The organism is Streptomyces thermoviolaceus (genome assembly GCF_045209695.1).
Taxonomy (GTDB): Bacteria; Actinomycetota; Actinomycetes; order Streptomycetales; family Streptomycetaceae; genus Streptomyces; species Streptomyces thermoviolaceus.
In genome coordinates this window covers 211,816-238,316 of the sequence record NZ_CP109280.1, presented here as the reverse complement: position 1 = coordinate 238,316, position 26,501 = coordinate 211,816, and the positions used below count along the sequence as shown (strand labels likewise).

Sequence of the window (26,501 nt, the reverse complement as noted above, 5' to 3'; positions counted from 1 at the left end):
GGCGATCTTATTGGTAAAGATCTGTTCGCAATCTGTCGATCTCGGCGGTCGACGGGCGTCGTCCTCAGCGGTCGACAGGCCCCGTTCCGACGGCCGGTGGTCCCCGCCTGCCCGGCTTCGGCGGGGTCCGCGGTCTCTCGGTTCGCTCATCTCTGTCCACGGGCAGGGCTGTTGCCTACCATGTCGTGATCATCGGTGCCCTACCGGGGGAGGAATCCGCATGCAGTCGACCGGCCGGGGGCTGCGCTCGCCGAGGGGGCGGGCCGTGCTCGCGCTGGCGGTGGTCCTGGTCCTGGCCGGGGCACTGGCACTGGGGCTCGCCCACGGCCGCACCGCGCGCACCCCGGGGACGGCGGACGTGGGCGCCGACGGGCTGCCGCACACCACCGTCGAGGTCTCGCCGGGCCGGTGCGGCCGCGGCTGGGACGCGCCCGAGCCCGGCCTGCAGGTCTTCGACCTGCACAACACCTTCCACCGGGCCGCCGAGGTGTTCCTGGAGGACGCCGCGAGCGGCGCGGTCTACGGCGAGGTGGAGGACATCGGCCCCGGCACCACCCGCCCGCTCACCGTCCGCCTGGGCAAGGGCACCTACCGCTTCCGCTGCCTGCCGGAGGACGTCGACGCGGCCACCGGCCCCACGGTCCGCATCGACCGCGGCCGGAGCGGGCCGGCCGCCCCGCCCGTCACCGCCCACGACCTGATCCCGCCCGCCCTCGACTACCAGCGCTGGGTGGCCGACGGACTCGACGAGGCGGTGGCACGGGCCGTCCGGCTCCAGCAGGCCGTCGACCGCGGCGACGCGGACGCGGCCCGTGCCGCCTGGCTGCCGGCCCACCTGCAGTACGAGCGGCTGGGAGCGGCCTACGACGCCTTCGGCGACGCGGACGGCGTGATCAACGGCACCGACGCCGGACTGCCCGGCGGCGTGCACGATCCGGACTTCACCGGCTTCCACCGCATCGAGTACGGGCTGTGGCACGGCGAGAGCACCCGGAGCCTGAAGGCCCCGGCCGCCGCGCTCGTCACCGCCCTGACCACCCTGCGCGACGACTGGGCCCAGGCCCGGATGGACCCGGCCCAACTGGGCCTGCGCGCCCACGAGATCCTGGAGAACACCGTGCAGTTCGAGCTGACCGGACGCACCGACTACGGCAGCGGCACCAGTCTCGCCACCGCCCGCGCCAACCTCGACGGCACCCGTGCCGTGCTGTCCCGGCTGCGCCCGCTGCTCACCACCCGCTACGCCGGTCACGCGGACCTGCAGCGGCAACTGGACCGGGCCGAGCACGTCGTGGACGGCTTCCACCACGGTGACCGGTGGACCCCGCTCGGCCGGCTGACCCGTGCCCAGCGCGAGAAGGTCGACGCCGTCTTCGGGGACCTGGTGGAACGCCTGGCCTCCGTGGCCACGCTGTGCGACCCGAGGAGGGTGGCGTGAAGGCGCCGGGACGGGAACCGGAGGACACCGGGCGACCGAACGGGCGGCGGCGGACACCCGGCGGCACGCGGCAGGATGCGGCGGCACTGGGACGGCGGCGCTTCCTGCGCGGCGCCGCCCTCGCGGGAGCCTCCGTCGCCGCGGGCGGGGCCGCCGCCCCCGCCGACGGGGCCACCGCACGGGCCGCGGGCACCTTCGGCGCGGCCGGCGCGCCTCTGCCTCCCTTCCACGGCCCCCACCAGTGGTCGATCACCGCGCTCCCGCGCCGCACCTGCGCGTTCGTCGCCCTGGACGTCACCGTGGACACCCGGGCCGAACTGACCGACCTGATGCGCACGCTCACCGACCGGGCACGCTTCCTCACCTCGGGAGGCACGCCCGAACCGGTCGGCATCACCGGGCCGCCCCCCGACTCCGGCCTGCTCGGCGGCCGGCTGCCCTCCGGGGCGCTGGCCGTGACGGTGGGCGTCGGCGCCTCCCTGTTCGACGAGCGGTACGGGCTGGCTCCACGCCGGCCGCGCCGCCTGACGACCATGCCGTCCTTCCCCGACGACGATCTGCGGCCCGAGTGGTGCCACGGCGACCTCAGCCTGCAGCTGCACGCCGACGAGCAGGACACGGTGCTGCACGCGCTGCGCGACATCGCCCGGCACACCCGCGGTGCCGCCCAGGTCCGCTGGCGCCTGGACGGCTTCACCAGCCCGCCGAGGCCCTCGGGCACCCCGCGCAACCTGCTCGGCTTCAAGGACGGCACCGCCAACCCGGACCCGGGAAACGTCCGCGAGATGAACCGCCTGGTGTGGGTGGGCGCCGGCGCGGACGAGCCGCAGTGGACGGCCGGCGGCAGCTACCAGGTCGTCCGGGTGATCCGCATGCTGGTGGAGTTCTGGGACCGGGTCTCGCTCACCGAGCAGGAACGGATGATCGGCCGCGCCCGGGAGTCCGGCGCCCCGCTGGACGGGAACCTCGAGGAGGACACCCCGCACTACGCCGCCGACCCCAAGGGCGACGTGATCCCGCTGGACGCGCACATCCGCCTGGCCAACCCGCGCACCGCCGCCACCGACGACCAGCGCATCCTGCGCCGCGCCTACAACTACGACCGGGGGCTGGACGCCAACGGCAACCTCGACATGGGGCTGCTGTTCTGCTGCTATCAGCAGGACCTCGCGCGCCAGTTCGAGACCGTGCAGCGGCGGCTGGAGGGCGAGCCGCTCACCGACTACATCTCGCCGTTCGGCGGCGGCTACTTCTTCGCCCTGCCCGGAGTCCGGGACGAGACCGACTGGTACGGGCGCGCGCTGCTGAGCTGACCGAGACGGGCACGGAGGTGACCCATGTGGTCACTACAAGATCGGACTTTGTCGCGCGTCCTCTTTCCCCGGCGTTCACCCGCACGTCATCATGGCTCAGCCGTCGCACCGCCGAACCGGCGGAGCGTCCCGGTCCGTTCGCAACGATCCTGCCCGGAGGGTGACAGACATGGCCAGCAGGAGAAGACGAGCAACGATACGGAGTCTCGGGGCGCTGGCCGGCGCCGCGGCACTCGCCGTGCTGGGCGGCAGCGCGCCCGGCTGGGCCGCCGCGTCCGCCGGAGAGGGACAGCCGCGCACGGCCACACCGATCGAGCACCTCGTCGTCCTGTTCGACGAGAACATCTCCTTCGACCACTACTTCGCCACCTACCCGAAGGCCGCGAACACCGACGGCACACCCTTCACCGCGGCGAAGAACACTCCGAAGGACATCGACACCCTCGCCAACGCCGGGCTGCTGGAGAACAACCCGAACCAGTACCCGCCCAAGCGCCTCGGCCCGGACCAGGCCGTCACCTGCGACCAGAACCACTCCTACGGCCCCGAGCAGTACGCCTACAACGGGGGCAAGGCCGACCGGTTCGTGCAGAACACCGAGGTCGACAAGTGCAGCGGCGGCCTGTTCGGCGAGCCGGGCCTGGTGATGGACTACTACGACGGCAACACCGTCACCGCCATGTGGAACTACGCTCAGCACTACGCGATGAGCGACCGTTCCTTCAGCTCCAACTACGGCCCGTCCACCCCCGGTGCCATCAACCTGATCTCCGGTCAGACGCACGGCATCATCTCCGTCGACCCGGACTCCGGCACCGAGAACCCGAAGCAGACCGCGACCCCCGACCCGTACGTGGTCCAGTCCCCCGACGAGCACGGTGTGGGGACGATGATCAACGACCCGGACCCGGCCTTCGACGACTGCTCCGGCAACAACCACACCAGCGGCAGCGCGCTGGCCGTGATGACCGGCCGCAACATCGGTGACCTGCTCAACGCCAAGCACGTCAGCTGGGGCTGGTTCCAGGGCGGCTTCCGGCCCTCCACCGCGTGGAGCGGCAAGAAGGGCGAGTACGCCAAGTGCGAGACCGCCCACGCCAATGTCGGCGGCGCCGAGGTCGTCGACTACAGCCCGCACCACAACCCGTTCGCCTACTACAAGTCGACGGCCAACCCGCACCACCTGCCGCCGAAGAGCGTCGACGAGATCGGCCACGACGGGCAGGCCAACCACAACTACGACCTGACCGACTTCCACGCGGCGCTCAAGGCGGGCAAGCTCCCGGCCGTCAGCTTCGTCAAGGCGCCCGCCTACCAGGACGGCCACGCCGGCTACTCCGACCCGATCGACGAACAGCACTTCCTGGTCGAGCAGATCAACGCGATCCAGAGCTCGCCGCAGTGGAAGTCCACCGCGATCGTCATCGCCTACGACGACTCCGACGGCTGGTACGACCACGCCTACGCGAAGGTGCGCAACGGCTCGACCGACACCTCGATCGGCTCCAACGGCAAGGCCACCGACAGCCCGGCCTGCCGGCAGGGACCGAAGCCGGCCGGCGGCTACCTGGACCGCTGCGGACCCGGCACCCGCCAGCCGCTGCTGGTCATCTCCCCGTACAGCAAGGTCAACAAGGTCGACCACACGCAGACCGACCAGGCCTCGATCCTGCGTTTCATCGAGGACAACTGGCACACCGGCCGCATCGGCGACCACTCCTTCGACGCCACCGCGGGACCGCTGACCGGGCTGTTCGACTTCCGGCACCCCAACAACAAGCAGGTGCTGCTCAACATGGACGGATCGGTCAAGTCCGTGGGCCCGATCCGGCCGGTGCGCCCGGTGGCCACCAGCATCACCCCGGGCCCGGACATGCGGAACACGGCCGCCGTCACCGAGTCCTCCGCCTTCCCGGCCGTGCCGGTCGGACTCGCCGTGGGCGGAGTGCTGGCCGTCGGGGCCACCGGCACGTACCTGACCCTGCGGCGCCGCGCCCGGGGCACCGCCTGAGTTCCCATCACACGGCTCGCTCCTCCTGACGCGCTGTCCGGTCCCGGCCGGCGGACGCCGGGGGAGGAGAGGGAGGACACAAGGGGCCGTCCCGCCCGGAGCGGGGCGGCCCCTCGTCGTGCGGGGGCGCCGTCAGGGCCGCGACGGCAGCGTCGCGCAGGTGGAGGCGGCCGGCTTGCCGGCCAGGCGGTCGGTGAGCCAGTCGACGGCCGCGCCCTGGTCGGTCAGCAGCGGCCCGAAGTGGTTGAGCAGCGGGCTGATCACGTCCGGCAGGACGACGGGTTCGTAGACCACGTCGGCCCCCTGGGCGCACCAGTCGACGGCGAGCTGCCGGGCCTGCCCGTGCGGTACGAGGTCGTCCTGGGTACCGGTGGCGACCCGGACCGGACCGGCCGGGCGGAGCCGGCCGATGCGCTGGGTGTCCAGGAACTCCTGCAGCTGCGGGGTGGAGCCGATGATCTCGCTCAGGGTCTGCCCGTCGGTCGTCCACTTGCTGCTCTTGGCGTAGCCGTAGCGCAGGATCGCGTCGCCCACGCACATGGTCGACAGGTCGGCCAGGGCGTCCTTCCCGGCGGCGTTCAGGTGGGCCTCGGCGATGGGCCGCAGCTCCGGGTCGCTCTGCAGGAAGCCGTTGAGCGACCAGCCCAGCGCACCCGTCAGCTCGGTGCCGTCGATGCCCTCGGTGACCTTCGTGAGGTCGGCGGGCGGTGCGCCCGCGTAGGTGCCGGCGAGGCGGACGTCCGGGGCGTACTGGGGCTGCAGTTCGGCGGCCGCCGCGGTGGCGCCGCCGCCCTGGCTGTAGCCGAACAGCCCCACCGGCGAGTCGGCGGTGACCGAGGCACCCTCGACGGAGCGGGCGGCGCGGGCCGCGTCGAGGACGGCATGGGCCTCGTCGACGCGGTTGACGTAGGTGTGCAGCCGGTCCGTGGCGCCCAGGCCCACGTAGTCGGTGACCACGACCGCGGTGCCCCGGGCCAGCAGCCGGTAGATCGACAGGTCCTCGTACCCCACCGACACCGTCTTCCCGTTGAGGGTGATCGGATGTTCCAGGCCCAGGGAGGCCGCGCACTGGTCGCCCTGGCCCATGGTGCCCGGTGCCACGACGACCAGGGGACGCGGCCCGGATCCCTTCCAGCGGGCGGTCGGCTCGATGTAGGCGCCGGTGACCGCGACGGGTTCGCCGTTCGCGTCGGTCGACTTGTACATCAGCCGGGTGGCGCGGCCCGGCAGCGGGCCGTGGAGCGAGGGCAGCCACAGCGCGAGCCGCAGCGGCTCACTGCGGATCAGGGTGCCGTCGGCGGCGGGGAGTTCGGCGGGCGGATCGTAGAACTCCGGGATGGTGACGCCTCGGGAGACCACGGACGCGGAGGCGGTGGACGCCTCGGCGGCGGTCGCCGCGAGCGCCTGGACGCCGAGACACGACAGGGCGGTGAGCGCTGCGGCGAGCAGACGTCTGCGCACGGGCATGGCGGGACCTCCTGGATCGGCGGGACAGGAGTGACGAAGCCCTCGTCGCCCTCGGGCGGCGTTCGGGCCGGTCCGGGCACGAGGACAGGACAGAAGGGCACGGGGCGGCAGGTGCGTCCACCGGCTGCCTCGTGCCGGTGGGCCATGACGGAAGAGACCGTACCCAGCCCCTGTTACCGCCGGTAAGTATCCAGGAGGTTACGATTCGGTAATATGAGTGTGCGTCAGGTGGGGGATGTGGTCCAGCCCCTGCGCCCCGGACCGGGGTGCCTTCGGGAGGCGCGGCTCACCAGGCCAGCTGGTCCAGCAGCGCCGTCGGATCGGGCTCCGTGACCCCGCCAGGGTTCAGCTCCGCCCAGATCACCTTGTCGTGGGCCGCGTACCGGGTGCCCCACCGTTCGGCGAACTGCGACACCAGGAACAGGCCGCGCCCGCCCTCGTCGGTGGTCGTCGCCTGCCGTGGCCGCGGCGAGGTGTTGCTGCCGTCGGACACCTCGCACACCAGGGTGCGGCCCAGCAGCAGCCGCACCCGCACCGGCGGCGCGCCGTAGCGGATGGCGTTGGTCAGCAGCTCGCTGAGGATCAGTTCGGCGGCGAACAGGGAGTCCTGCAGCTGCCATTGCTCCAGCCGCCGGTTCACCTCCGCGCGCACCCGGGAGACCGCCGCCGCGTCGAACGGCACGTCCCACGACGCGACATGGTCCGCCGCCAGCAGCCGGGTCCGCGCGACCAGCAGGGCCACGTCGTCGCTGGGCCGGCCCGGCAGCAACGTCTCCATCAGCGCCCGGCAGGTCTCCTCCGGCGTGCGGTCGGAGCCCGCCACCGCGTCGGCGAGCATCCGCAGTCCCTCGTCGATGTCCCGTCTGCGGTCCTCGACCAGGCCGTCGGTGAACAGCACCAGCCGGCTGCCCTCCTGAAGGGTCAGCTCGCCCGCCTCGAACGGCTGCCCGCCCACGCCGAGCGGCGGCGACAGCGGAAGATCGGGGAGGGCCACCTGGCCCTCGGGATCCACCACCACCGGCGCCACATGCCCGGCCCGCGCCACGGTGCAGCAGCCGCTCACCGGGTCGTAGATCGCGTACAGGCAGGTCGCCCCCGTCACCAGGGAGCCCTCGACGTCCCCGCCGCCGAGGACGTCCATGCGCCCCACCATCTCGTCCAGGTGCCCCAGCAGCTCCTCCGGCGGCAGGTCCAGCGAGGAGAAGTTCAGCACGGCCGTGCGCAGCCGGCCCATGGTGACCGCGGCGTGCAGCCCGTGCCCCACCACGTCGCCCACGACCAGCGCCACCCGGAACCCGGGCAGCGGGATCACGTCGAACCAGTCCCCGCCCACCCCCGACTGGGCCGGCAGATACCGCCAGGCCACCTCAAGCGCGTCCTGCTCCGGGAGGTCCTGCGGCAGCAGACTGCGCTGCAGCGTCACCGCCATCTCGTGCTCCCGGGCGTACCGGCGCGCGTTGTCGATCGCGACGGCCGCCCGCGCCCCCAGTTCCTCGGCGACCGCGACGTCCTCCTCCTCGAACCGCGGCGTGCCGCCGCCCCGCCAGAAGCTGACCATGCCGAGCACCACGCCGCGCGCCCGCAGCGGCACCGTGATCAGCGAATGGATCCCCGACCGAAGCACCCGGCGCGCCCCTTCGGGGTCGTGCGCCCGCCAGTCCTCCGCCCGGTGCAGATCCGGCACCAGCACGGCCTTGCCGCGCCGCAGCGCCGCCGCCATCGGCGTGTCGGCCACCACGAACCGGATCTGTTCGCCGACCGGCTGCAGCGGGGTGTCCGGCAGGGCTCCGCGCACGGCCGTGCGCCGCATCCGGTGCACGGCCCCCGTGGGCTCCTCGCCCTCCAGCACGGCCTCCAGCAACTCCACGGTCACCACGTCCGCCAGCCGGGGCACCGCCACCTCGGCGAGCTCCTCGGCGGTGTGCCGCACGTCCAGCGAGGTGCCGATGCGCACCCCGGCCTCGTACAGCAGGGTCAGCCGGCCCCGGGCCACCTCCGCCCGGCCGGAGAGCCGCTGCAGCTCGGTGGTGTCCCGGAAGCTGGCCACCAGGCCCGGCGCGCCCCGGTACGGCGCGGTCCGCCGGGTGTTGACCGCCAGCAGCCGGTCCTTGGCCGGGCACACCTGGTCGGAGGCGATCTCGCCGGCCACCAGCAGCCGGGTCAGCCGGGGCCCCAGGTCGAGTTCGGTGACGTGCCGCCGGTCGGCGTCCGGCGGCAGATCCAGCAGCCGGCGCGCCTCGTCGTTGGCGAGCAGCAGCCGCCCGTCGGCGCCGACGATCAGCACGCCCTCGCGGACCGCGTGCAGCACCGCGTCGTGGTGCTCGTACATCCGGGTCATCTCGGCCGGGTCCAGGCCGTGGGTCTGACGCCGCAGCCGCCGGCTGACCAGGGCGGTGCCGCCGGTCGCCAGCGCCAGAGCGAGTGTCGCCCCGCCCACCATCATGGGCACCTGCCGGTCCAGCAGATGCCCGAGGGTGCCCACCCGGATGCCGGCCTGGACGACGCCGACCACCCGCCCGTTCCGGTCCGTGACGGGCACCACCGCACGCACCGCCTCGGTCGGCTCGCCGCGGTGGAGGTCGGTGAAGGTCTCGCCCGCCAGGGCCCGGCCGACGTCCCGGGCCCGGGTGCCGACGCGGTCCGGCGCGCTGTCGGCCACCCGTGTCCCCGCGGTGTTCAGCACGGCGACGAAGTCGAGGTCCGCGCCGTCCTTGGCGCGCACCGTCGCCGCCTGCAGCAGCGGTGTCGGATCGGACGAGCGCAGGGCCGCCGCCGTACCGGGGGCGTGCGCGAGCGTCTGCGCGGTGGCCAGGGACCGCTGCCGCGCGTTGGTCTCGGCGTCGTGCCGGGCCTGCAGCACCAGAGCGCTGGTCGCCGCGGCCACCAGCAGCAGGATCACGACCACCTGCAGCAGGAACACCTGTGCGGCCAGCGTGCCGGGGCCCGGGAGCGTGCGGCGGCGGTGTCCGGCGTGCCGCCGTGTCCGCGCGGCGGTGGACGGACCGGCCGACCGCCGGTCTCCGGGCGGCGGCGCCGCCTGGGACCGGGATCCGCGGAATCGTCCGAGCATGCTCCCAGTTCTGCACACGGCCCGCCGAGGACGGGCGACCGATGGGACCGACTGCACGGCTCGGGTACCCGCCCGGCTGCGCCGCTATCCGGCGCCGGCGTGCCGCACCGGCCGTGGCGGCGCCGGACAGCGGCGCAGCCCGAAGCCGGGCGGCAGCGGCTTGCTCCGCGCGGGCCGCGGCGGGCCGGTGTCCCGGGGTGCGTCCGGGCAGCACGCCGAACGGCCGGCTCCGCCCGTCGCGGAACCGGCCGTCCAGGGCGCTGCGGTCAGGCCGCCGGTGCCGGGAACGTCGGGTACTCCACCCCCGAGACGTACTGGACGACACGGATGACCTGGCACGAGTAGCCGAACTCGTTGTCGTACCACAGGTAGAGGATCGCGTTGTCGCCGTCCACCTTGGTGGCCCCGGCGTCCACGATCGAGGCGTGGCGCGAGCCGATGAAGTCGCTGGAGACCGCGTCGGGCGCGCTGATGAAGTCGATCTGCCGCTTCAGCGGCGAGGTCAGCGAGACCTGGCGGAGGTGGTCGAGCACCTCTTCGCGGGTGGTCTCCCGTGCCAGCTGCAGATTGAGGATCGCGATCGACACGTCCGGCACGGGCACGCGGATCGAGCTGCCGGTGATCCGCGCCTTCAGGCCGGGCAGCGCCTTGGCGACCGCGGAGGCCGCACCGGTCTCGGTGATGACCATGTTCAGCGGCGCGCTGCGGCCGCGGCGGTCGGACTTGTGGTAGTTGTCCAGCAGGTTCTGGTCGTTGGTGAACGAGTGGACGGTCTCCACATGGCCGCGCCGGACGCCGAACTCGTCGTCCATCGCCTTCAGCGGCGGGACGATGGCGTTGGTGGTGCACGAGGCGCAGGACAGGATCCGCTCCTCCGGCTTGATCGTGTCGTGGTTGACGCCGTGCACGATGTTCGGCACGTCGCCCTTGCCCGGCGCGGTCAGCACCACCTTGTCGATGCCGGGGCGCAGGTGCTGCGACAGGCCCGCGCGGTCCCGCCACTTGCCGGTGTTGTCGATGAGGATGGCGTCCTCGATGCCGTACGCCGTGTAGTCGACCTGGGACGGGTCGTCGGCGTAGATCACCTTGATCGCGTTGCCGTTGGCGACGATCGTGCTGTTCGCCTCGTCGACGGTGATCGTGCCCTGGAACTGGCCGTGGATGGAGTCGCGGCGCAGCAGCGAGGCGCGCTTGACGAGGTCTGCGCCGGCCCGGTCGCCGCCGCCGCGGACGACGATGGCGCGCAGCCGCAGGCCGTTGCCCGAGCCGGCCTTCTCGATGAGCAGGCGGGCCAGGAGCCGGCCGATGCGGCCGAAACCGTACAGGACGACGTCGCGCCCCTGACGGCCCTCGATCTTGTTGGCGCCGGTGGCTCCCGCGACGGCCTCGGCGGTGAAGTCCGCCACGGACAGGCCGCGGTCGTCGGTCTTGTACATCGCCGCCAGCATGCCGATGTCGATCTGGGACGGGCCCAGATCGAGGGTGGTGAGGGCCTGGAGGAAGGGCAGGGTCTCGGTGACCGACAGCTCCTCGCCCGCGATCTGCCGGGCGAAGCGATGGGTCTTGAGGATGCTCACCACCGACTTGTTCACCAGGGAGCGGCTGTGCAGCAGGACGGTCACGTCCCGCTCCCGGTGCAGCTTCCCGATCATCGGGATCATCGACTCCGCGATCTCCTCGCGGTGCTTCCAGTTGGTGAACGAGTCGTCGTTGACAGTCACGGATCCATCTTTCGAGCTAGGGGGCGCTCATATGATAAGCACGCGCCCTGTCGATCGATCCGGACTGTGTCGAAGATCGCCCCGGACACGACGGCGGGCCGTCACCGCGCGGCTTGCGCGGTGACGGCCCGCCGTCGGCCGGCGCCGCGCTCAAGCCGGCGCCGGGGACGCCGCCTGTGTGCGGCGGCCTGCCTGCTCAGTGGCGCGGGCGCCGGGCGACCGTCAGCCCCATGGCGGCGAGTCCCATCGCGGTCACGATCAGGCCGAGCACGACGTTGTTCCAGATGATCCCCGCGCGCGCCGAGTGCGTGACGGTCACGACCCAGGGCGAGATGATCAGCCAGATGCCGAGCGGCACGAGCAGCCAGCCCAAGCGCATCATCCGCTGCGGTGCCAGGGCCATGCCGAGCCCGAGCAGGCCGATGGTGACCCCGATGATCAGGTTGTTCACCGTGATGTTCGGCTGTCCGGAGAAGTGCACGACCCAGGGTGAGATCGCGGCGTAGAGGCCGGTCAGCGCGGTCAGGCCTTCCAGTGCTATTCCCTGTCCGCTGGACCCCGCGCGTTCCAGACGCTCGCGCATCTCGTGCATCTCGGGATGGGTGCCCATGTCGGTGGAGTGCTGCGAATACGACATCGCCGCCGTCTCCTCTCGGTCGAAAAGTGTGGTGTCCACTGCGCCGGTCTCGCGCCCGCGGTTCTTCCGGGGGCGCGTCCCGGGTTCCCCGCTGTGACCCGGTGTCCCGCATCGCCTGTGCGGTGGTCCCTCGCCCGTGGTGTCGTTCGCGTCCCCGTCGGTGCCGACGTTCCCGCCGGGCGGGCGGCCGGGGCGCGCCGCCGAACCGGGTGCCACCGCGGGGGAGCGGCAAACGCGGCAGGGCCGCCGCGGACGACGCCCGGCATGTCCGTCGCGCCCGCCACCGGGCCGTTCACCCCACTGTCCCGCTCGGCGCGCGCTCCCCGGCGGGCGGTGCCAGCCTGGTGCGGGGGCGGACCCACCCTCCTCGAGGAAAGGTGCGATGGACGCCATCGAGCTGTTGCAGCACGACCACCGGATGGTGGAGCAACTGTTCCGCGACTACCACGCCGCGGCCAGCGACACACAGCGTCGCGGTGTGGTCGAGCTGATGATCCGCGAGCTGTCCCGGCACGCCGCGCTCGAGGAGATGATGTTCTACCCGATGGTCCGCAAGGCCCTTCCGGACGGCGCCCGGCGGGCCGACGAGCATCTCGCCGGGCACACGGCCGTCAAGAAGCTGCTGCACGACCTCGACAAGCTGCCCGCCGGCGCGACCCGCGAGGCCGACCTCGTCCGCCGGCTCAGGGGCGCCGTCGAGCAGCACATCCGCAGGGACGAGGACGAGCTGGTGCCCGAGGTGCGCGACCACGTCCGCCAGGAGGACCTGGACCGGCTCGGGCGGCTGCTGACACAGGCGAAGCAGTCGGCACCGACCCGGCCGCACCCGGGAGCCCCGGACCGTCCCCCCGGGCTGACCCTGCTCGGCCCGGTGGCCGCCGCCTACGACCGACTCCGCGACCGTCTCCAGGGGAGGCCGAGCACATGAGCGTGGACAGCACCCTCGAAGCGACCCAGGAGGCCTCGGCGGCCGAGGACAGAGCCGGCTTCGACGAGATCCACATCCTCTGGATCTCCGAGGGCATGAGCTGCGACGGCGACACGGTGTCCATGACGGCCTCGGGCCAGCCGGCCATCGAGGACGTCGTGCAGGGGCTGGTCCCCGGACTGCCCAAGGTGCACCTGTACAACAAGGTGCTCTCGCCCAGCCTGGGCGGCGAGGACTACCTCGTCCCCTTCCGGGCGGCGGCCCGCGGCGAGCTGTCCCCGTTCGTCCTCGTCATCGAGGGTTCCGTGCCCAACCAGAACATCATCGAGGACGGCGGCTACTGGACCTCGTTCGGCAACGACCCGGACACCGGCGAACCGCTCACCCTCAACTGGTGGATCGATCGTCTCGCGCCGAAGGCGTGGGCGGTGGTCGCGGTCGGCACCTGCGCCACCTACGGCGGCATCCACGCGATGGCCGGCAACCCCACCGGCTGCATGGGCCTGGCCGACTACCTCGGCTGGGACTTCCGGTCCCAGGCCGCCCTGCCGGTGATCAACGTGCCCGGCTGCCCGATCCAGCCCGAGAACTTCATGGAGACCCTCACCTGGCTGCTGTACCACGCCGCGGGTTCGGCGCCCCCGCCGCCGCTGGACGACATGCTGCGCCCGCAGTGGCTGTTCGGGAAGACGGTGCACGAGGGGTGCGACCGGGCCGCCTACTACGAGCAGGCCGACTTCGCCAAGGACTACAACTCTCCGAAGTGCCTGGTGAAGGTGGGCTGCTGGGGGCCGGTGGTCAACTGCAACGTGCCCAAGCGCGGCTGGATGGCCGGTATCGGCGGCTGCCCGAACGTCGGCGGGATCTGCATCGGCTGCACCATGCCGAGCTTCCCCGACGCCTTCATGCCGTTCATGGACGAGCCGACGGGCGGCAGCGTGTCGACCACGCTCATCAAGCCGTACGGCGCCGTCATCCGGCGCCTGCGCGGCATCACCAGCATGGCCGTCAACAAGGAACCCAAGTGGCACCACAACGGGCCGGAGCTGACCACCGGCTACGACCCGCACTGGCGTCCCTGACCCAGCGGCCGGTCCCGGGCCGTGCCCGCCGACACGCCCCGGGGCCCGCCACGGCAAGGAGCGGATCATGAGCAGGATCAGAGTCGGCAGGGCGCACGTCAGGCCCGACACCCCGAGCCACGTCCCCGGACAGACCCAGGGCAACGCCGGTCCCCGCACGGCCCAGCCGGGACACCACCCGGACGGCACGGCCGACGCCCGCAGGTCCACGGGCATCCACTGGAAGAAGCACGACGCGATCTCGAAGATCATGCCGAACATCTCCCCGGGGTGACCGACCCGCCGGGGCACCGGCGGCGACGGCAACGACCGTGACGGCGCCGACGGCGACGAACGCCACGGCGCCGACGGCGACGAACGCGACGGCGGTGACGGCGGCGACCGTGGCGACGGTGATGACCGTGGCGACGGCGACAGCAACGACCGCGACCGCGGCGAACACGACGACGAGCACGAGCGGCACGAGTCCGAGACCACGAGCAGCGGCACGAGCGGGTGGAGCGAGCGATGAGGGCGACGAGACGCAGGAAGAGGGAAGGAACGGGTGTCACGGCCCGGCGTGTGCTGGCGGCACAGCTCGCCGTGACCGGCGGGGCGGTGCTCGCCCTGCTGGCGAAGGAGATCCCCGGGATCGTGCGCGAGGTGCGCATCTGGCGGATGGTCGGCCTGGGCCCCGGTCCCCGCCGCCGGACCTGAGGACCGTCGTCACGGCACGGCCGTCGTCACGACACGGCCTTCACCGCACGACCGCATCCGTGGCGGCGAGGCCCCCGCCGTGCCGTCCGCCTCCGAGCCGTGGTGCGGACGGCACGGCACCGGCCGCCCAGGGGGAGGGCCGAGCGCAGGACCGAGCGCAGGGAGAGAACATGGCCCCGAGCGGGGAGCAAGCGGACGCCCGCATACGCATGACCCGGACCGGTACGTGGTCGGTGCTGGCGGTGAGTTTCGCGGCGACGCTGGGCATGCTGATCTGCGTCGCCGTCACCCTGCCGCCCCTGTGGGCGCTGCAGGGCCTGCTGCACAAGGAACTCTGGCCGTCCCCGGAGTGGGTGCCGCCGCTGGCGACCTGCGCGGTCGTCGCCGTCCCGGTGGCCGCGACGCTGTGCGCCGCCCTGTTCAACCTCACCTCCCGGTGCAGCGGCGGACTCGTCCTGACCCTGACCGGGGACACCGCTACCCCGGCACCTTTCGTGGATCAGGACGCCGGCGACCGGGCCCCGGCACCAGCCGCGGACCAGGACGCCGACGACCGCACCACGCCGGACGCCGACCCCGACACCGACGGGGCCTCGGATGCCGACGGGACCGCGGATTTCTGGGGCCCGGCCGCCCTCGATCCGGTGCACCCCGTTCCCGCGCATCCTCCCGGTCCGTCCCGTGACCGGGACCCGGACCACCGGGACACCGGAACGGCGGCCGCGGGCACCTCGCCCGGCGACTGACGGCCCGCCGAGGCCCGGCAGGCGCCGAGGCCGCAGCGATCAGGACCGCTGCGAGGCGGAGCGCTCGGCCCCGGGTCCCGAACCGCCGCGCCGCCCCGGGGCGCTGTCCCAGGAGCCGTCGGCGCTCGTGGCCGCCGCCAGACCGATGCTGCCGGCACCGATGAGGGCCACGCCGATCGCCTCGGGCAGCAGCCGTACGCCCAGCCCGATGTACTCCTGGTACAGCACCCAGCCCAGCGCCACGCTGGTGAGCGCGTCGCCCAGGGTCAGGGCCGGCTGCGAGGCGGTCAGGCTGCCCGCGAGCAGCGCCAGCTGCAGCAGCAGGAACGCCAGCCCCCCGGCCGCCAGGGTCGCGTACAGCGGCCAGTCGGACAGCAGCACGGTGACGCCCTGCTCCAGGCGTCCCACGCTCTCCTTCATCAGCGCCGCCGTCGCGGCGAACGACACCGCGGACGCCAGCCCCAGCAGCCCCGCCCGCGGAGCGCCCCGCACCAGCCGGGACGCCATCAGCACCGCCGTCACCAGCACCAGCAGCGCCACACCCACTGCGAGCCACACCTCCGGCTCGGCGGTGTCCGTGCCCTCGGACGGAGCGGCCGCGCCCAGGAAGAGGGACAGACCCACGGCGAGGGAGGCGAACGCCGCCCAGGTACGGCCGTCCGGGCGGCGCCGGAAGACCAGGCTGCCCACCGCCAGGGTGAACAGCAGCTCGCTGGCCATCAGCGGCTGCACCAGCGCCAGGCTGCCCACCGCCAGTGCGGCCGCCTGCAGCACGGTGGACAGTGCCAGCATCGCCGCACCGGCCAGCCAGTAGGGCCGCCGCAGCACATGGACCAGCCACCGCACCGCCTGCCGCACCCGGGTGCCCTCCTCACCACCGGTCTCGTCGGCGGCGGCCCGCCGCTGCAGCACGGAGGCCGCGGCGTTGCTCAGCGCCGCGAGCAGGGCCAGGACGACGGTCGGGGCGTTCACCTGGGCACGCCCCGGCACGAGGCCGCGCTGCCGGCGGACGGCGTCGCGGCCGGTCGTGCGTCGAGGGAGCAGAAGCCGGAGCGCGCAGTTGACACGGTCGGTGACCTCGGCGGCGACGGGGAACCCCGGGGCGAGGCGGCCGGCGGCGCGGCCGGTCCCCGGGTCCGGACGGACGGGACGTTTCGGAGTATCCCCGCTGCACTGCCGCCACACGCCCACGCCGCACCGTGTGCGCCGGTGTCAGCGCCGATGAGGTACGTGATGAGGTACATGGGGGATCCAGTGATGCTCGCAGAACCAGCGTCCGAACATCGCGCCTCCGTAGACGACGAAACCGACCCCGGTGAGCCAGGACTCCACCACGAGCACGATCCCGACCGCCCCGTAGCTCAGCGCGTTGTCCACGATGAGCGGGGTGAACACCAGGGTGGAGAACACCCGCAGGCCGCCCAGCCCGACCATGGTGGCGATCGCACCCGGCAGCAGATGACGCCAGCGGATCTGCCCGCCCAGCAGGAAGTGCTGACCCCACCAGAAGAACAGCACACCGGTGCCCGCGGACACCGTGACCCGTTCCCAGCCGTCGAACTGGTAGCGGCTGATCACCTCCTGGTACAGGTAGGCCGTCAGCCCGGCCAGCCAGGTCGCCTGCCGCCACACCCGGTGCCACGGACCGGGCGGCAGTCCCCAGATCCGCTCGTAGCCGTTCTGGACGCTGCCCGCGAAGGACACCCCGAACACGGCGACCAGGACACCGCCCCATGCGCTGGTGGTGCTGACCACCCGCACCGGGGGACTGATGATGTCGGTGAGCACCTGGGCGGACCGTCCCGACAACCCCATGCCGTCCACCAGCCAGTAGGCGAAGCCGCCCTCGCCGAGCGGGGCGACGGCGGCCACCACGATCAGCAGCGGCGCAAGGGTGACCAGGGACAGCGTGGCGAACCCCAAGGCCCGGTGCATCAGCTCCAGGTCACGGCCGCGCCGGACGAGGACGAGCGCGGCCAGTCGGCGCTCCAGGCGGCGCATCCGCTGTCCGAGGCGCGGCAGGTGCCGTCTCACGTCCGCCGTCCCGCACCCGGGCGCCCGACACGGCCCGCGGGAGGCATCCTGGTGGCCTCACCGGTCATCCCGCCGCTCCTCGGATCCTGGTGCTCGGCGACCCGCCCGGCCGTTCGCTCTTCCGCAATCCAGCTTGCGCCGACTCCGGCGCCGCCGCACGCCCCGCGATCACCGCACGGCCGGCGGCGTCGCGGCACGCACGCTGCTCCGGGCCGTGGGAGAGGAGACGGGCACGGTGCACAGGATCTGGCGCGGTGCACAGGACGTGCCGGGCGGGACGGCGGAGGCCGCCGGCCGTGGGCCGCGCGGCGCCGCTACGGACGCCACCGGCCGCAGGACAGAGGCGGACCCGGTCGCCGGCGGCGCCGGGACCGGGTCGCGGAAGGAATCACGACCTCCTCGGGAGAACACCTGAACGGGGGCACCGGGCGGCGGACACCGGGACAGGTGCGCGGTGTGCCGCCGGGGTGCTCAGCGGGGGACGCCGCGACGGGTCACCGCCGCTGGCCCTTGTGCGACCTGCCGATGGTCATACCCATGGCCGCCAGGCCCAGCAGCGCGGTCACTGCACCCACCCAGCAGTTGTTCCAGACGATGCCTGCCCGTGCGCTGTGCGTCGCGGTCACCACCCACGGCGAGATGAACAGCCAGATGCCGAGGGGGACGAGCATCCATGCCAGCCGGAACATGCGCTCCGGAGCCAGGGCGAGACCGAGGCCGATCAGGCCGACGGTGATACCGACGATCAGGTTGTTGACGGTGATGAAGGGCTGGCCCGCGAAGTGCACCACCCAGGGGGAGATCGCGGCGTAGAGGCCGGTCAGCAGGATCAGGCCCTCGAGGACGACCGCCGGCCCGCTGGAGGCGGTCCGCTCGAGACGGTCCCGCATCTCCGTCATCTCGGGGTGCGAACCCATCATGTCCGGATGCTGGGTGCCAGTGCCCACGTCGTTGGAGCGATGTGGATACGACATTGCTGTCGTCTCCTCTCCGCAAGGGGTTGCTTTGCACCTCCAGGATTCCCCCACGTGGGTGACTTATGCGCTCTTTATGTGGGTTCTTCCGAGTTCCTTCCGGTATGCACTCCTTGCGGAACGGATCCAGGCCCCCGGCGTCCAGCGCCTCCGTGCCGAGGGACAGGTACCGCAGCCCCAGCAGCGTCCACCGCGCGAAACCTCGGTGTGACGCAGCAGCACATCCGCACGGGTCTGCGGGTTGTGCCGCCTGCGCCCCCGGCGGCGTTCCAGCCCGGCGGCGACGGCGTCACCGTGCTCCGGCCGGAAGCGCGACGTCGTCGACGATGTCGACGATGCAGACGTCCGGTTCGGCGGTGCCGGCCGGTTCGTCGGCCGTCGCCTGCGGACTCGCCGTGCGGCAGCCGCACCCGCGGAACGTCCGGGCCGAGCGGAACGAGCAGTCCCCGGGGCGGCCGCGGGCTCGCGTCCCGCTTCATGCCGGCTTCCCGGCTGGTGCGCACGGTCCGTCTCACGGGTGACCCGGCCCGCATGCCGGCGCCGGACCGGACCCGCCGGCCCGCCCGGCGGGGGAGTGCGTACGGAGCGGCCCGGCGGCCAGGTGCACCGGCATCGCGGGCGACCGCGCACGCGCCGGCCCGGATCGGCCGGATCACGTCCCCGACGTGCTGTGGAGATCGCCAACTGTGCTTACTGGAACGGCAGATGATGTGCGAGACTGCAGAGATCGATTTGCCTTGCTCGATCCACTCGATGCACTCGTACGTTGGAGTACGCCATGGCGACCGGCACACCCGACCTTTCGTCCACGCCCATCGACACCAGCCGTGCCCATCCGGCTCGCGTCTACGACTGGCTGCTCGGGGGCAAGGACAACTATCCCGTGGACGAGGCGGTCGGCCGCAAACTGCCGCCCGAGGCGCGCGACGGCGCACGGCAGAACCGCGACTTCATGCACCGTGCGGTGGCCTGGCTCGCCTCCCAGGGCATCGACCAGTTCCTGGACATCGGCACCGGCATCCCGACCGAGCCGAACCTGCACCAGATCGTCCAGCGCATCGTGCCCACGGCCCGGGTGGTCTACACGGACAACGACCCGATCGTGCTGCGCCACGCCGAGGCGCTGCTGGTGAGCCACCCCGAGGGCGCCACGGACTACATCCAGGCCGATGTGCGGCGCCCGGAGGAGATCGTCGAGCACGCCCGGAAGGTGCTCGACTTCTCCCGTCCCGTCGCGCTGTCCCTGATCGCGCTGATGCACTTCATCACCGACGAGCAGAACGCCCACGGCATCGTCCGCGAGCTGGTGAGTGTGCTGCCGTCGGGCAGCCACCTGGTGCTGTCGCACGCCTCCAGCGACCTGTACCCGGAGCTGTCGCAGCAGGTCGCCGACGAATACGCCAAGGGCGGCATCCCGCTGGCCTTCCGGTCCCGCGAGGAGGTCGCGCGGTTCTTCGAGGGACTGGAACTGGTCGAACCCGGCCTGGTCACGGCCACCGAGTGGGCCAAGTCCGAGCCCGCGCCGCGCAGCGAGGACTGCGGCGTCTACGCCGGCGTCGCCCGCGTTCCCTGACGCGTGCCCCGGGGCGCGTCGGACCATGTGCGACACGTGCCCCTGATGCGCCACCGCGGCCCGTGGTGCGTGCCGGGGACCGGTTGCGGCCCGCGGAACGTGCCGCGGGCCGCGCCGTCACCGCGGGGGCTGGTCGGGTCCGCGGTCCTGGTCGCGCAGCTCCTGACGCATGCGCTCCTGGCCCTTGTCGACCTGGCTGCCGTACTTGCCCTGGGTGCGGTCGTCGATGTAGTCACCGCCCTTGTCGACGGCCTTGTCGGTCTGTTGCTCGTGCCCCCGCAGCATGCTCTTGAGCCTGTCCATCATGCTCATCGCGCACTCCTTCGCGGCGTGGTTCCCTCTCAGCATCTCCGACCCTCGCGGGCGCCGCATCCGCAGCCCGTCCGGCCCCGTCGGGGCAGGGCCGGCGCGGGCCCGACCGGTCAGCCGGCGTCCGTCGGACCGGGCGCCCGCGGCGCCAGGCAGGCCGTGACCCGCTTGCCGGACGAGGGCAGAGCCGTCACCGTGACCGCCCGGCAGACCGCCCCGACGATCTCCATGCCGTGACCGCCGACCCGCCGGCCGTCGGGCGGCCGCCGGGTCGGCGGCACCGGCGAGGTGTCCCACACGCTGATCTCCACCTGGCCGCTGTCCGGCCGCACCTCCACCCCCAGGCCGCACAGGCCGGGGGCGTGCTGCACCACGTTCGTGATCAGTTCGCCGACCACCAGCTGCGCGTCCTGCGCCAGGCGCTCGGGCACGGCGACGCGGCCGGTGGCGCGGACCCGTTCCAGGAAGCGGCCGACCGCCGCGCGGGCCTCGGCGGCACTGATCCCGCCACTGCGCCAGCGGGCGTCCCAGCGCAGCGCGGCGGGCGTCCTGCCGTGCCGGTCCCACCCGTCCGGCCCCGGACACCTGAGCGGGACGGACATGTGATCGCCTCGATGAGTCACGGTGCCTCATGTGTCTTCCGTTGCTGCGGCTACCCGTCCCGGAGAACAGCAGGCACCGCGGGCGCCCGTACGGAGCACACCGGGTCGGCACACGGGCGAGCCCCGCGCACCACGAGGGTGCACGGGGCTCGGTGCCGTCGGGCCTCACGGCCCGGTATCGGGTGCCGACCGGCCGCCGAAGCAGCCGGTCACCAGAAGTGCCGGTGGCCGGCCACCGCATGTCCCGTGGCGCCCAGCAGCCACAGGATGGCGCCGATCACCGCCAGGATGATGCCGATCGTCCACAGAATGGAGATGCCGGTGACGAGACCGACGACGAGAAGGATGACGCCAAGGAGGATCATGACCGCCTCCGGTTCGGGATGGTGCACCCTCCGGGTCACCTGATCGGCCCCGGTGAAACCCCCGGCGCCGCGCCGGTCACGCTCAGCGCACCACGGGGAAACCGAACGTGTACCCCTGCTGCTTCAGCCAGGGCAGGACCTGGCGCAGCGCCTCGACGGTCTGCGAGCGGTCGCCCCCCGCGTCGTGGAACAGGATCGTCGGCCCGTTGGCCACCTCCTGCTTCACCGTGGCGACGATGGCGGCCGTGCCCGGACGTTCGAAATCCTTGGAGTCCACGTTCCAGCCCAGCGGCCGCATGCCGTGGGAGGCGGCCACCTCGCGGCTGTACGGGGTGAACGCGCCGCCCGGCGCCCGGTAGTACACGGGGCGCACACCCCCGGACGCTTCGATGATCATCTGCTCGGCGTCCAGGATCTGCTGCCGCTGATACGACTCCGCCTTGTGGTCCATGCCCGTGTCGTGCGCGACGCTGTGGTCGCACAGCCGGTGCCCGTCCGCCACGACCGCCTTCACCAGGTCCGGGTGCGCCTGCGCCTGCGGGCCCACCATGCAGAACGTGGCCTTGACGCCGTTGTCCCGCAGCACCTGCAGCACCTGCGGGGTCCACACCGGGTCCGGCCCGTCGTCGATGGTGATGTTGACACCGCGGGCGCCCTGGTCGGAGGCGTGCACGATGCTCCTCGGCACGGCGGCGGGCGCCGCCCCCGGCGCCCCCGCTGCCGTCGAGGAAGGCCGGGCTGTCGGCTCCGCGTGCACTTGACGCCCCGGATGCGCCTGTGCGGTCCACACCGAGGCCGTGGTCGCCAGCACCGCCACCCCCAGGGTCGCCGCGAGCACCCGGCCGCGCCAGCCGCGTCCGCCCCCATGCCGCACCATGTCCGCACTGCTCCTCGTCGTTCGTGTGGATCTTGCACAGAGCAAGACGATCGAACAGCCGTCCGGGATCCGGCTGTTACCAATCAGGGACATTTCGAGGGGACGGACGACCACGCGGCAGCGGGGCTCGCCGGTGGTCACCGGGACGAGTGGCCCGGTTCACCTGGCCACGGGCGGCCGGGACACGGCCGGACGGGCGGCGCGCTCACCTGGCGTCGCGTCGGCGACGCCGACACCATGGTCTTCCGTCACCGGGCAGGCCGAAGGGATCCACGATGTTCCGCAAGGTACTGGTCGCCAACCGCGGCGAGATCGCGATCCGCGCATTCCGTGCCGGCTACGAACTGGGCGCGCGCACCGTTGCCGTCTTCCCCTACGAGGACCGCAACTCCCTGCACAGGCTCAAGGCCGACGAGGCCTACGAGATCGGCGAGCCCGGGCATCCGGTACGGGCCTATCTGTCCGTGGACGAGATCGTCCGCGCCGCGCTCAGAGCCGGTGCCGACGCCGTCTACCCGGGCTACGGCTTTCTGTCGGAGAACCCTCGGCTGGCGCGCGCCTGCGCCCGGGAGGGCATCACCTTCGTCGGCCCGGACGCCTCCGTGCTGGAACTGACGGGCAACAAGGCCCGCGCGGTGGCGGCCGCCAGGGAGGCGGGGGTGCCGGTGCTGGGCTCCTCGGCGCCCTCCACCGACGTCGCGGAACTGGTGCGGGCCGCCGAGGAGATCGGCTTCCCGGTGTTCGTCAAGGCCGTGGCCGGGGGAGGCGGCCGCGGCATGCGGCGGGTGGAGGACCCCGCCCAGCTGCCGGAGGCCGTCGAGGCCGCCTCCCGGGAAGCGGCCTCCGCCTTCGGCGACCCCACCGTCTTCCTGGAGAAGGCGGTGGTCGAGCCGCGCCACATCGAGGTGCAGATCCTCGCCGACCACCACGGCGACGTCATCCACCTGTTCGAACGGGACTGCTCGGTGCAGCGCCGCCATCAGAAGGTCGTCGAGATGGCCCCGGCGCCCCACCTCGACCCGGCGCTGCGGGAGCGGATCTGCGCGGACGCGGTGCGCTTCGCCCGCGCCATCGGCTACCGCAACGCCGGCACGGTGGAGTTCCTGGTCGACCGCGACGGCCACCACGTCTTCATCGAGATGAACCCGCGCATCCAGGTCGAGCACACCGTGACCGAGGAGGTCACCGACGTCGACCTGGTGCAGGCTCAGCTCCGCATCGCCGCCGGGGAGTCACTGGCCGACCTCGGACTGTCCCAGGACACGGTACGGCTGCGCGGCGCGGCCCTGCAGTGCCGTATCACCACCGAGGACCCCGCCAACGGCTTCCGCCCCGACACCGGCCGGATCAGCGCCTACCGCTCACCGGGCGGCTCCGGCATCCGCCTGGACGGCGGCACCACCCACGCGGGCACCGAGATCAGCGCGCACTTCGACTCCCTGCTCGTCAAACTCACCTGCCGCGGCCGGGACTTCCCGACCGTGATCCGCCGGGCCCGCCGCGCGGTCGCCGAGTTCCGCATCCGGGGCGTGGCCACCAACATCCCGTTCCTGCAGGCCGTCCTCGACGACCCCGACTTCCAGGCCGGGCGGGTGACGACGTCGTTCATCGAGCAGCGCCCGCACCTGCTGACCGCCCGCTCCTCCGCCGACCGCGGCACCAAGCTGCTCACCTACCTGGCCGACGTCACCGTCAACAAGCCGTACGGCGAACGCCCCACGACCGCCGACCCCGTCACCAAGCTGCCCCCGCTGCCCGACGGGGAGATCCCCGCCGGCTCCCGCACCCGCCTGCTCGCCGACGGCCCCGAGGCCTTCGCGCGCCACCTGCGGGAGTCGACCTCGCTGGCCGTGACCGACACCACCTTCCGCGACGCCCACCAGTCGCTGCTGGCCACCCGGGTGCGCACCAAGGACCTGCTGACCGTCGCCCCGCTCGTCGCCCGTACCCTGCCCCAGCTGCTGTCCCTGGAGTGCTGGGGCGGCGCCACCTACGACGTCGCCCTGCGCTTCCTCGCCGAGGACCCCTGGGAACGGCTCGCCGCGCTGCGCGAGGCGGTGCCCAACATCTGCCTGCAGATGCTGCTGCGCGGCCGCAACACCGTCGGCTACACCCCGTACCCCACCGAGGTCACCGACGCCTTCGTGCAGGAGGCCGCGGCCACCGGCATCGACATCTTCCGCATCTTCGACGCGCTCAACGACGTCGAGCAGATGCGCCCCGCCATCGACGCCGTGCTCGCCACCGGCACCGCGGTCGCCGAGGTCGCCCTGTGCTACACCGGCGACCTGTCCGACCCCGGCGAACGCCTCTACACCCTGGACTACTACCTGCGCCTGGCCGAACGGATCGTCACCGCCGGCGCCCACGTCCTGGCCGTCAAGGACATGGCGGGCCTGCTGCGCGCCCCCGCCGCGGTCCGACTGGTCTCCGCGCTGCGCCGCGAGTTCGACCTGCCCGTCCACCTGCACACCCACGACACCGCGGGCGGCCAGCTCGCCACCTGCCTCGCCGCCGCCCAGGCGGGCGTGGACGCCGTGGACGGCGCGGTCGCCTCCATGGCCGGAACCACCTCCCAGCCGTCCCTGTCCGCGCTGGTCGCCGCCACCGACCACGGCGAGCGGCCCACCGGCCTGGACCTGACGGCCGTCGGCGACCTGGAACCGTACTGGGAGGCCGTCCGCAAGATCTACGCCCCGTTCGAGGCCGGCCTGGCCTCGCCCACCGGACGCGTCTACCACCACGAGATCCCCGGCGGCCAGCTGTCCAATCTGCGCACCCAGGCCGTCGCCCTCGGCCTCGGCGACCGGTTCGAGGAGATCGAGGCGATGTACGCCGCCGCCGACCGCATCCTCGGCCGGCTGATCAAGGTCACCCCGACCTCCAAGGTGGTCGGCGACCTGGCGCTGCACCTGGTCGGCGCCGGCGTGGACCCCGCGGAGTTCGAACAGGACCCCGGCCGGTTCGACATCCCCGACTCCGTCGTCGGCTTCCTGCGCGGCGAGCTGGGCACCCCGCCCGGCGGCTGGCCCGAACCGTTCCGCACCAAGGCGCTCGAGGGCCGCGCCCCCGCCAAGCCGGTGCGGCAGCTGAGCGAGGAGGACCGCAGGGGACTGGAGAAGTCCCGCCGCGCCACCCTGAACCGGCTGCTGTTCCCCGGGCCGACCCGCGAGTTCGAGGAACACCGCCGCACCTTCGGCGACACCGGCGTGCTGGACACGAAGTCCTTCTTCTACGGGCTGCGCCCGGCCACGGAGTACGCCGTCGACCTGGAACCGGGCGTGCGGCTGCTGATCGAGCTGCAGGCCGTCGGCGAGGCCGACGAGCGCGGCATGCGCACCGTGATGGCCACCCTGAACGGGCAGCTGCGCCCGATCCAGGTGCGGGACCGGGCCGCCGCCCGCGACGTCCCTGTCACCGAGAAGGCCGACCGGTCCGACCCGAGGCATGTGGCGGCGCCCTTCTCGGGCGTGGTGACGCTCGCCGTCGCCGAGGGCGACGAGGTGGAGGCCGGGGCGACCGTGGCCACCATCGAGGCGATGAAGATGGAGGCCGCCATCACCGCCCCCAGGGCCGGCCGGGTGACCCGGCTCGCCATCGGCCCCGTCCAGCAGGTGGAGGGCGGCGATCTGCTCGTCGAGGTGTCCTGACCCGGTCGCCCGGGGACGGTGCCGGCGCGGGCGGCCGGATTGCGGGACGCGGCGCGGCGGAGACGATGGATGAAGGCCCGGTCGGGCGCGGACGTGCCCGCCGGTGCGCGGTGTCCGCCGCCGTGCCGCAGGGCCGGACGGGTGACTTCCCCGGCTGGACGAGAGGTGACGACCATGCCCGTGTGCACCACCCGCGACGGAGTGGAGATCTTCTACAAGGACTGGGGGCGGGGCAGGCCCGTCGTGTTCTCCCACGGCTGGCCCCTCAACGGCGACGCCTGGCAGGACCAGCTCAAGGCGGTGGCGGACGCCGGACACCGGGCCATCGCCCACGACCGGCGCGGGCACGGCCGCTCCGCCCCGGTCTGGGACGGCTACGACTTCGACACCTTCGCCGACGATCTCGCCGACCTGCTCGACCACCTCGACCTGCGGGACGTCACCCTGGTGGCGCACTCCATGGGCGGTGGCGAGGTCGCCCGGTACATCGGCCGGCACGGCACCGGACGGGTCCGCTCGGTCGTGCTGCTGTCCGCCATCACCCCGCTGATGCTGCAGGGCCCGGACAACCCCGAAGGGGTGCCGCAGAGCGTCTTCGACGACATCAAGGCGGGCATCCTGCGGGAGCGCTCGCAGTTCTGGAAGGACATCGCCGAGACCTTCTTCTCCGCCGGCCGCCCCGGCAGCCCGGTCACCCAGGGCAACAAGGACGCCTTCTGGGCCATGGCCATGCAGGAGACCATCGAGGGCGGCGTCGCCTGCGTGGACGCCTTCGCCGCCACCCGCTTCCACGACGACCTGAGCAAGTTCGACGTGCCCACCCTGATCGTGCACGGCGACGACGACCAGGTGGTGCCGATCGACGCCACCGCCCGCAAGGCCGTGGAGCTGATCGCCGGCGCGGAGCTGACGGTGTACGAGGGCGGCAGCCACGGCCTCGCCCTGGTCGACGGCCACAAGCAGCGCTTCACCGCCGACCTGCTGGAGTTCCTCCGCCGGTGACCCGCG

The 26,501-nt window shown here is 72.9% G+C and carries 22 protein-coding genes; 11 read left to right on the top strand and 11 right to left on the bottom strand.

The window, feature by feature from the left end:
• The first annotated feature begins 220 nt into the window (after nucleotides 1-220).
• From OG899_RS01035 to OG899_RS01025, 3 genes are all read left to right on the top strand, one after another.
• The gene (locus OG899_RS01035) at nucleotides 221-1,438 is read left to right on the top strand and encodes an EfeM/EfeO family lipoprotein (protein WP_168131008.1); all 1,218 of its coding nucleotides are present in this window, start codon (nucleotides 221-223) and stop codon (nucleotides 1,436-1,438) included.
• Nucleotides 1,435-2,751, top strand: coding sequence for an iron uptake transporter deferrochelatase/peroxidase subunit (gene efeB, locus OG899_RS01030; RefSeq protein WP_268245734.1), 1,317 nt, complete (start codon nucleotides 1,435-1,437; stop codon nucleotides 2,749-2,751). Before OG899_RS01035 ends, efeB begins: the two co-directional genes overlap by 4 nt.
• A gap of 169 nt (nucleotides 2,752-2,920) precedes the next feature.
• Entirely contained in the window at nucleotides 2,921-4,762 is a 1,842-nt protein-coding gene (locus OG899_RS01025; protein ID WP_125498271.1) for a phospholipase C, read from the top strand.
• Between the two features lie 132 nt (nucleotides 4,763-4,894).
• Here the strand turns inward: OG899_RS01025 and OG899_RS01020 are convergent, their stop codons facing one another.
• From OG899_RS01020 to OG899_RS01005, 4 genes are all read right to left on the bottom strand, one after another.
• Nucleotides 4,895-6,229: a lipase family protein gene (locus OG899_RS01020; protein ID WP_125498272.1), complete on the bottom strand. Its 1,335-nt coding sequence runs from the start codon at nucleotides 6,227-6,229 to the stop codon at nucleotides 4,895-4,897.
• A gap of 286 nt (nucleotides 6,230-6,515) precedes the next feature.
• Nucleotides 6,516-9,299: a SpoIIE family protein phosphatase/ATP-binding protein gene (locus OG899_RS01015; RefSeq protein ID WP_168131009.1), complete on the bottom strand. Its 2,784-nt coding sequence runs from the start codon at nucleotides 9,297-9,299 to the stop codon at nucleotides 6,516-6,518.
• Nucleotides 9,300-9,565: 266 nt separating this feature from the next.
• Nucleotides 9,566-11,020: a glyceraldehyde-3-phosphate dehydrogenase gene (locus OG899_RS01010; protein ID WP_125498274.1), complete on the bottom strand. Its 1,455-nt coding sequence runs from the start codon at nucleotides 11,018-11,020 to the stop codon at nucleotides 9,566-9,568.
• 196 nt (nucleotides 11,021-11,216) lie between these two features.
• Entirely contained in the window at nucleotides 11,217-11,657 is a 441-nt protein-coding gene (locus OG899_RS01005) for an SPW repeat protein (protein ID WP_125498275.1), read from the bottom strand.
• Nucleotides 11,658-12,039: 382 nt separating this feature from the next.
• Between OG899_RS01005 and OG899_RS01000 the strand changes: the two genes are divergently transcribed.
• The 5 genes from OG899_RS01000 to OG899_RS00980 all read left to right on the top strand — a co-directional run bounded on the left by OG899_RS01000 (nucleotide 12,040) and on the right by OG899_RS00980 (nucleotide 15,109).
• Entirely contained in the window at nucleotides 12,040-12,585 is a 546-nt protein-coding gene (locus tag OG899_RS01000) for a hemerythrin domain-containing protein (RefSeq protein ID WP_125498276.1), read from the top strand.
• Nucleotides 12,582-13,667, top strand: coding sequence for a hydrogenase expression protein HypE (locus OG899_RS00995; protein ID WP_125498277.1), 1,086 nt, complete (start codon nucleotides 12,582-12,584; stop codon nucleotides 13,665-13,667). The genes OG899_RS01000 and OG899_RS00995 overlap by 4 nt, the downstream gene beginning before the upstream one ends.
• A 67-nt stretch (nucleotides 13,668-13,734) precedes the next feature.
• The gene (locus tag OG899_RS00990; protein ID WP_125498278.1) at nucleotides 13,735-13,941 is read left to right on the top strand and encodes a hypothetical protein; all 207 of its coding nucleotides are present in this window, start codon (nucleotides 13,735-13,737) and stop codon (nucleotides 13,939-13,941) included.
• A gap of 233 nt (nucleotides 13,942-14,174) precedes the next feature.
• Nucleotides 14,175-14,363, top strand: coding sequence for a hypothetical protein (locus OG899_RS00985; protein ID WP_125498279.1), 189 nt, complete (start codon nucleotides 14,175-14,177; stop codon nucleotides 14,361-14,363).
• Nucleotides 14,364-14,533: 170 nt separating this feature from the next.
• Nucleotides 14,534-15,109 carry a hypothetical protein gene (locus OG899_RS00980; RefSeq protein WP_189427661.1) on the top strand — a complete coding sequence of 192 codons (576 nt, stop codon included), beginning with the start codon at nucleotides 14,534-14,536 and terminating at the stop codon, nucleotides 15,107-15,109.
• Nucleotides 15,110-15,148: 39 nt separating this feature from the next.
• Here the strand turns inward: OG899_RS00980 and OG899_RS00975 are convergent, their stop codons facing one another.
• The 3 genes from OG899_RS00975 to OG899_RS00965 form a co-directional block, all read right to left on the bottom strand.
• Nucleotides 15,149-16,081, bottom strand: coding sequence for a DMT family transporter (locus OG899_RS00975; protein ID WP_125498281.1), 933 nt, complete (start codon nucleotides 16,079-16,081; stop codon nucleotides 15,149-15,151).
• A 240-nt stretch (nucleotides 16,082-16,321) separates the two neighbouring features.
• Nucleotides 16,322-17,110: a ribonuclease BN gene (locus tag OG899_RS00970; RefSeq protein ID WP_189427704.1), complete on the bottom strand. Its 789-nt coding sequence runs from the start codon at nucleotides 17,108-17,110 to the stop codon at nucleotides 16,322-16,324.
• A gap of 527 nt (nucleotides 17,111-17,637) precedes the next feature.
• Nucleotides 17,638-18,117: an SPW repeat protein gene (locus tag OG899_RS00965; protein WP_185867857.1), complete on the bottom strand. Its 480-nt coding sequence runs from the start codon at nucleotides 18,115-18,117 to the stop codon at nucleotides 17,638-17,640.
• Between the two features lie 778 nt (nucleotides 18,118-18,895).
• On the opposite strand from OG899_RS00965, the gene OG899_RS00960 reads away from it, so the two are divergent.
• Nucleotides 18,896-19,690 (top strand): SAM-dependent methyltransferase, encoded by a 795-nt coding sequence (locus tag OG899_RS00960; RefSeq protein ID WP_125498282.1) that lies wholly within the window; start codon nucleotides 18,896-18,898, stop codon nucleotides 19,688-19,690.
• 117 nt (nucleotides 19,691-19,807) lie between these two features.
• Here the strand turns inward: OG899_RS00960 and OG899_RS00955 are convergent, their stop codons facing one another.
• From OG899_RS00955 to OG899_RS00940, 4 genes are all read right to left on the bottom strand, one after another.
• A complete protein-coding gene (locus OG899_RS00955; protein ID WP_125498283.1) occupies nucleotides 19,808-20,002 on the bottom strand; it encodes an antitoxin in 195 nt (64 codons plus the stop codon).
• Between the two features lie 110 nt (nucleotides 20,003-20,112).
• The gene (locus OG899_RS00950) at nucleotides 20,113-20,601 is read right to left on the bottom strand and encodes an ATP-binding protein (RefSeq protein WP_125498284.1); all 489 of its coding nucleotides are present in this window, start codon (nucleotides 20,599-20,601) and stop codon (nucleotides 20,113-20,115) included.
• 209 nt (nucleotides 20,602-20,810) lie between these two features.
• Nucleotides 20,811-20,966: a DUF6131 family protein gene (locus tag OG899_RS00945; RefSeq protein WP_168131010.1), complete on the bottom strand. Its 156-nt coding sequence runs from the start codon at nucleotides 20,964-20,966 to the stop codon at nucleotides 20,811-20,813.
• 82 nt (nucleotides 20,967-21,048) lie between these two features.
• Entirely contained in the window at nucleotides 21,049-21,843 is a 795-nt protein-coding gene (locus tag OG899_RS00940) for a polysaccharide deacetylase family protein (protein ID WP_189427660.1), read from the bottom strand.
• Nucleotides 21,844-22,118: 275 nt separating this feature from the next.
• Here OG899_RS00940 and OG899_RS00935 point away from each other — a divergent pair, with 275 nt between their 5' ends.
• On the top strand, nucleotides 22,119-25,493 hold the full coding sequence (locus OG899_RS00935) for a pyruvate carboxylase (RefSeq protein WP_125498286.1): 3,375 nt from the start codon (nucleotides 22,119-22,121) through the stop codon (nucleotides 25,491-25,493).
• 174 nt (nucleotides 25,494-25,667) lie between these two features.
• Nucleotides 25,668-26,495 carry an alpha/beta fold hydrolase gene (locus OG899_RS00930; RefSeq protein ID WP_125498287.1) on the top strand — a complete coding sequence of 276 codons (828 nt, stop codon included), beginning with the start codon at nucleotides 25,668-25,670 and terminating at the stop codon, nucleotides 26,493-26,495.
• Nucleotides 26,496-26,501 lie beyond the last annotated feature (6 nt).

Excerpts from the sequence above, each read along its gene's own strand:
- OG899_RS00985 (WP_125498279.1), top strand. The coding sequence starts at position 14,175 with ATGAGGGCGACGAGACGCAGGAAGAGGGAAGGAACGGGTGTCACGGCC.
- OG899_RS00980 (WP_189427661.1), top strand. The coding sequence starts at position 14,534 with ATGGCCCCGAGCGGGGAGCAAGCGGACGCCCGCATACGCATGACCCGG.
- OG899_RS01035 (WP_168131008.1), top strand. The coding sequence starts at position 221 with ATGCAGTCGACCGGCCGGGGGCTGCGCTCGCCGAGGGGGCGGGCCGTG.
- OG899_RS00965 (WP_185867857.1), bottom strand. The coding sequence starts at position 18,117 with ATGTCGTATCCACATCGCTCCAACGACGTGGGCACTGGCACCCAGCAT.
- OG899_RS00960 (WP_125498282.1), top strand. The coding sequence starts at position 18,896 with ATGGCGACCGGCACACCCGACCTTTCGTCCACGCCCATCGACACCAGC.
- OG899_RS01015 (WP_168131009.1), bottom strand. The coding sequence starts at position 9,299 with ATGCTCGGACGATTCCGCGGATCCCGGTCCCAGGCGGCGCCGCCGCCC.
- OG899_RS01000 (WP_125498276.1), top strand. The coding sequence starts at position 12,040 with ATGGACGCCATCGAGCTGTTGCAGCACGACCACCGGATGGTGGAGCAA.
- OG899_RS00970 (WP_189427704.1), bottom strand. The coding sequence starts at position 17,110 with ATGCGCCGCCTGGAGCGCCGACTGGCCGCGCTCGTCCTCGTCCGGCGC.
- OG899_RS01005 (WP_125498275.1), bottom strand. The coding sequence starts at position 11,657 with ATGTCGTATTCGCAGCACTCCACCGACATGGGCACCCATCCCGAGATG.
- OG899_RS00995 (WP_125498277.1), top strand. The coding sequence starts at position 12,582 with ATGAGCGTGGACAGCACCCTCGAAGCGACCCAGGAGGCCTCGGCGGCC.
- OG899_RS00955 (WP_125498283.1), bottom strand. The coding sequence starts at position 20,002 with ATGAGCATGATGGACAGGCTCAAGAGCATGCTGCGGGGGCACGAGCAA.
- OG899_RS01025 (WP_125498271.1), top strand. The coding sequence starts at position 2,921 with ATGGCCAGCAGGAGAAGACGAGCAACGATACGGAGTCTCGGGGCGCTG.
- OG899_RS00930 (WP_125498287.1), top strand. The coding sequence starts at position 25,668 with ATGCCCGTGTGCACCACCCGCGACGGAGTGGAGATCTTCTACAAGGAC.
- OG899_RS00940 (WP_189427660.1), bottom strand. The coding sequence starts at position 21,843 with ATGGTGCGGCATGGGGGCGGACGCGGCTGGCGCGGCCGGGTGCTCGCG.
- OG899_RS00945 (WP_168131010.1), bottom strand. The coding sequence starts at position 20,966 with ATGATCCTCCTTGGCGTCATCCTTCTCGTCGTCGGTCTCGTCACCGGC.
- OG899_RS00935 (WP_125498286.1), top strand. The coding sequence starts at position 22,119 with ATGTTCCGCAAGGTACTGGTCGCCAACCGCGGCGAGATCGCGATCCGC.
- OG899_RS01020 (WP_125498272.1), bottom strand. The coding sequence starts at position 6,229 with ATGCCCGTGCGCAGACGTCTGCTCGCCGCAGCGCTCACCGCCCTGTCG.
- OG899_RS00990 (WP_125498278.1), top strand. The coding sequence starts at position 13,735 with ATGAGCAGGATCAGAGTCGGCAGGGCGCACGTCAGGCCCGACACCCCG.
- OG899_RS00950 (WP_125498284.1), bottom strand. The coding sequence starts at position 20,601 with ATGTCCGTCCCGCTCAGGTGTCCGGGGCCGGACGGGTGGGACCGGCAC.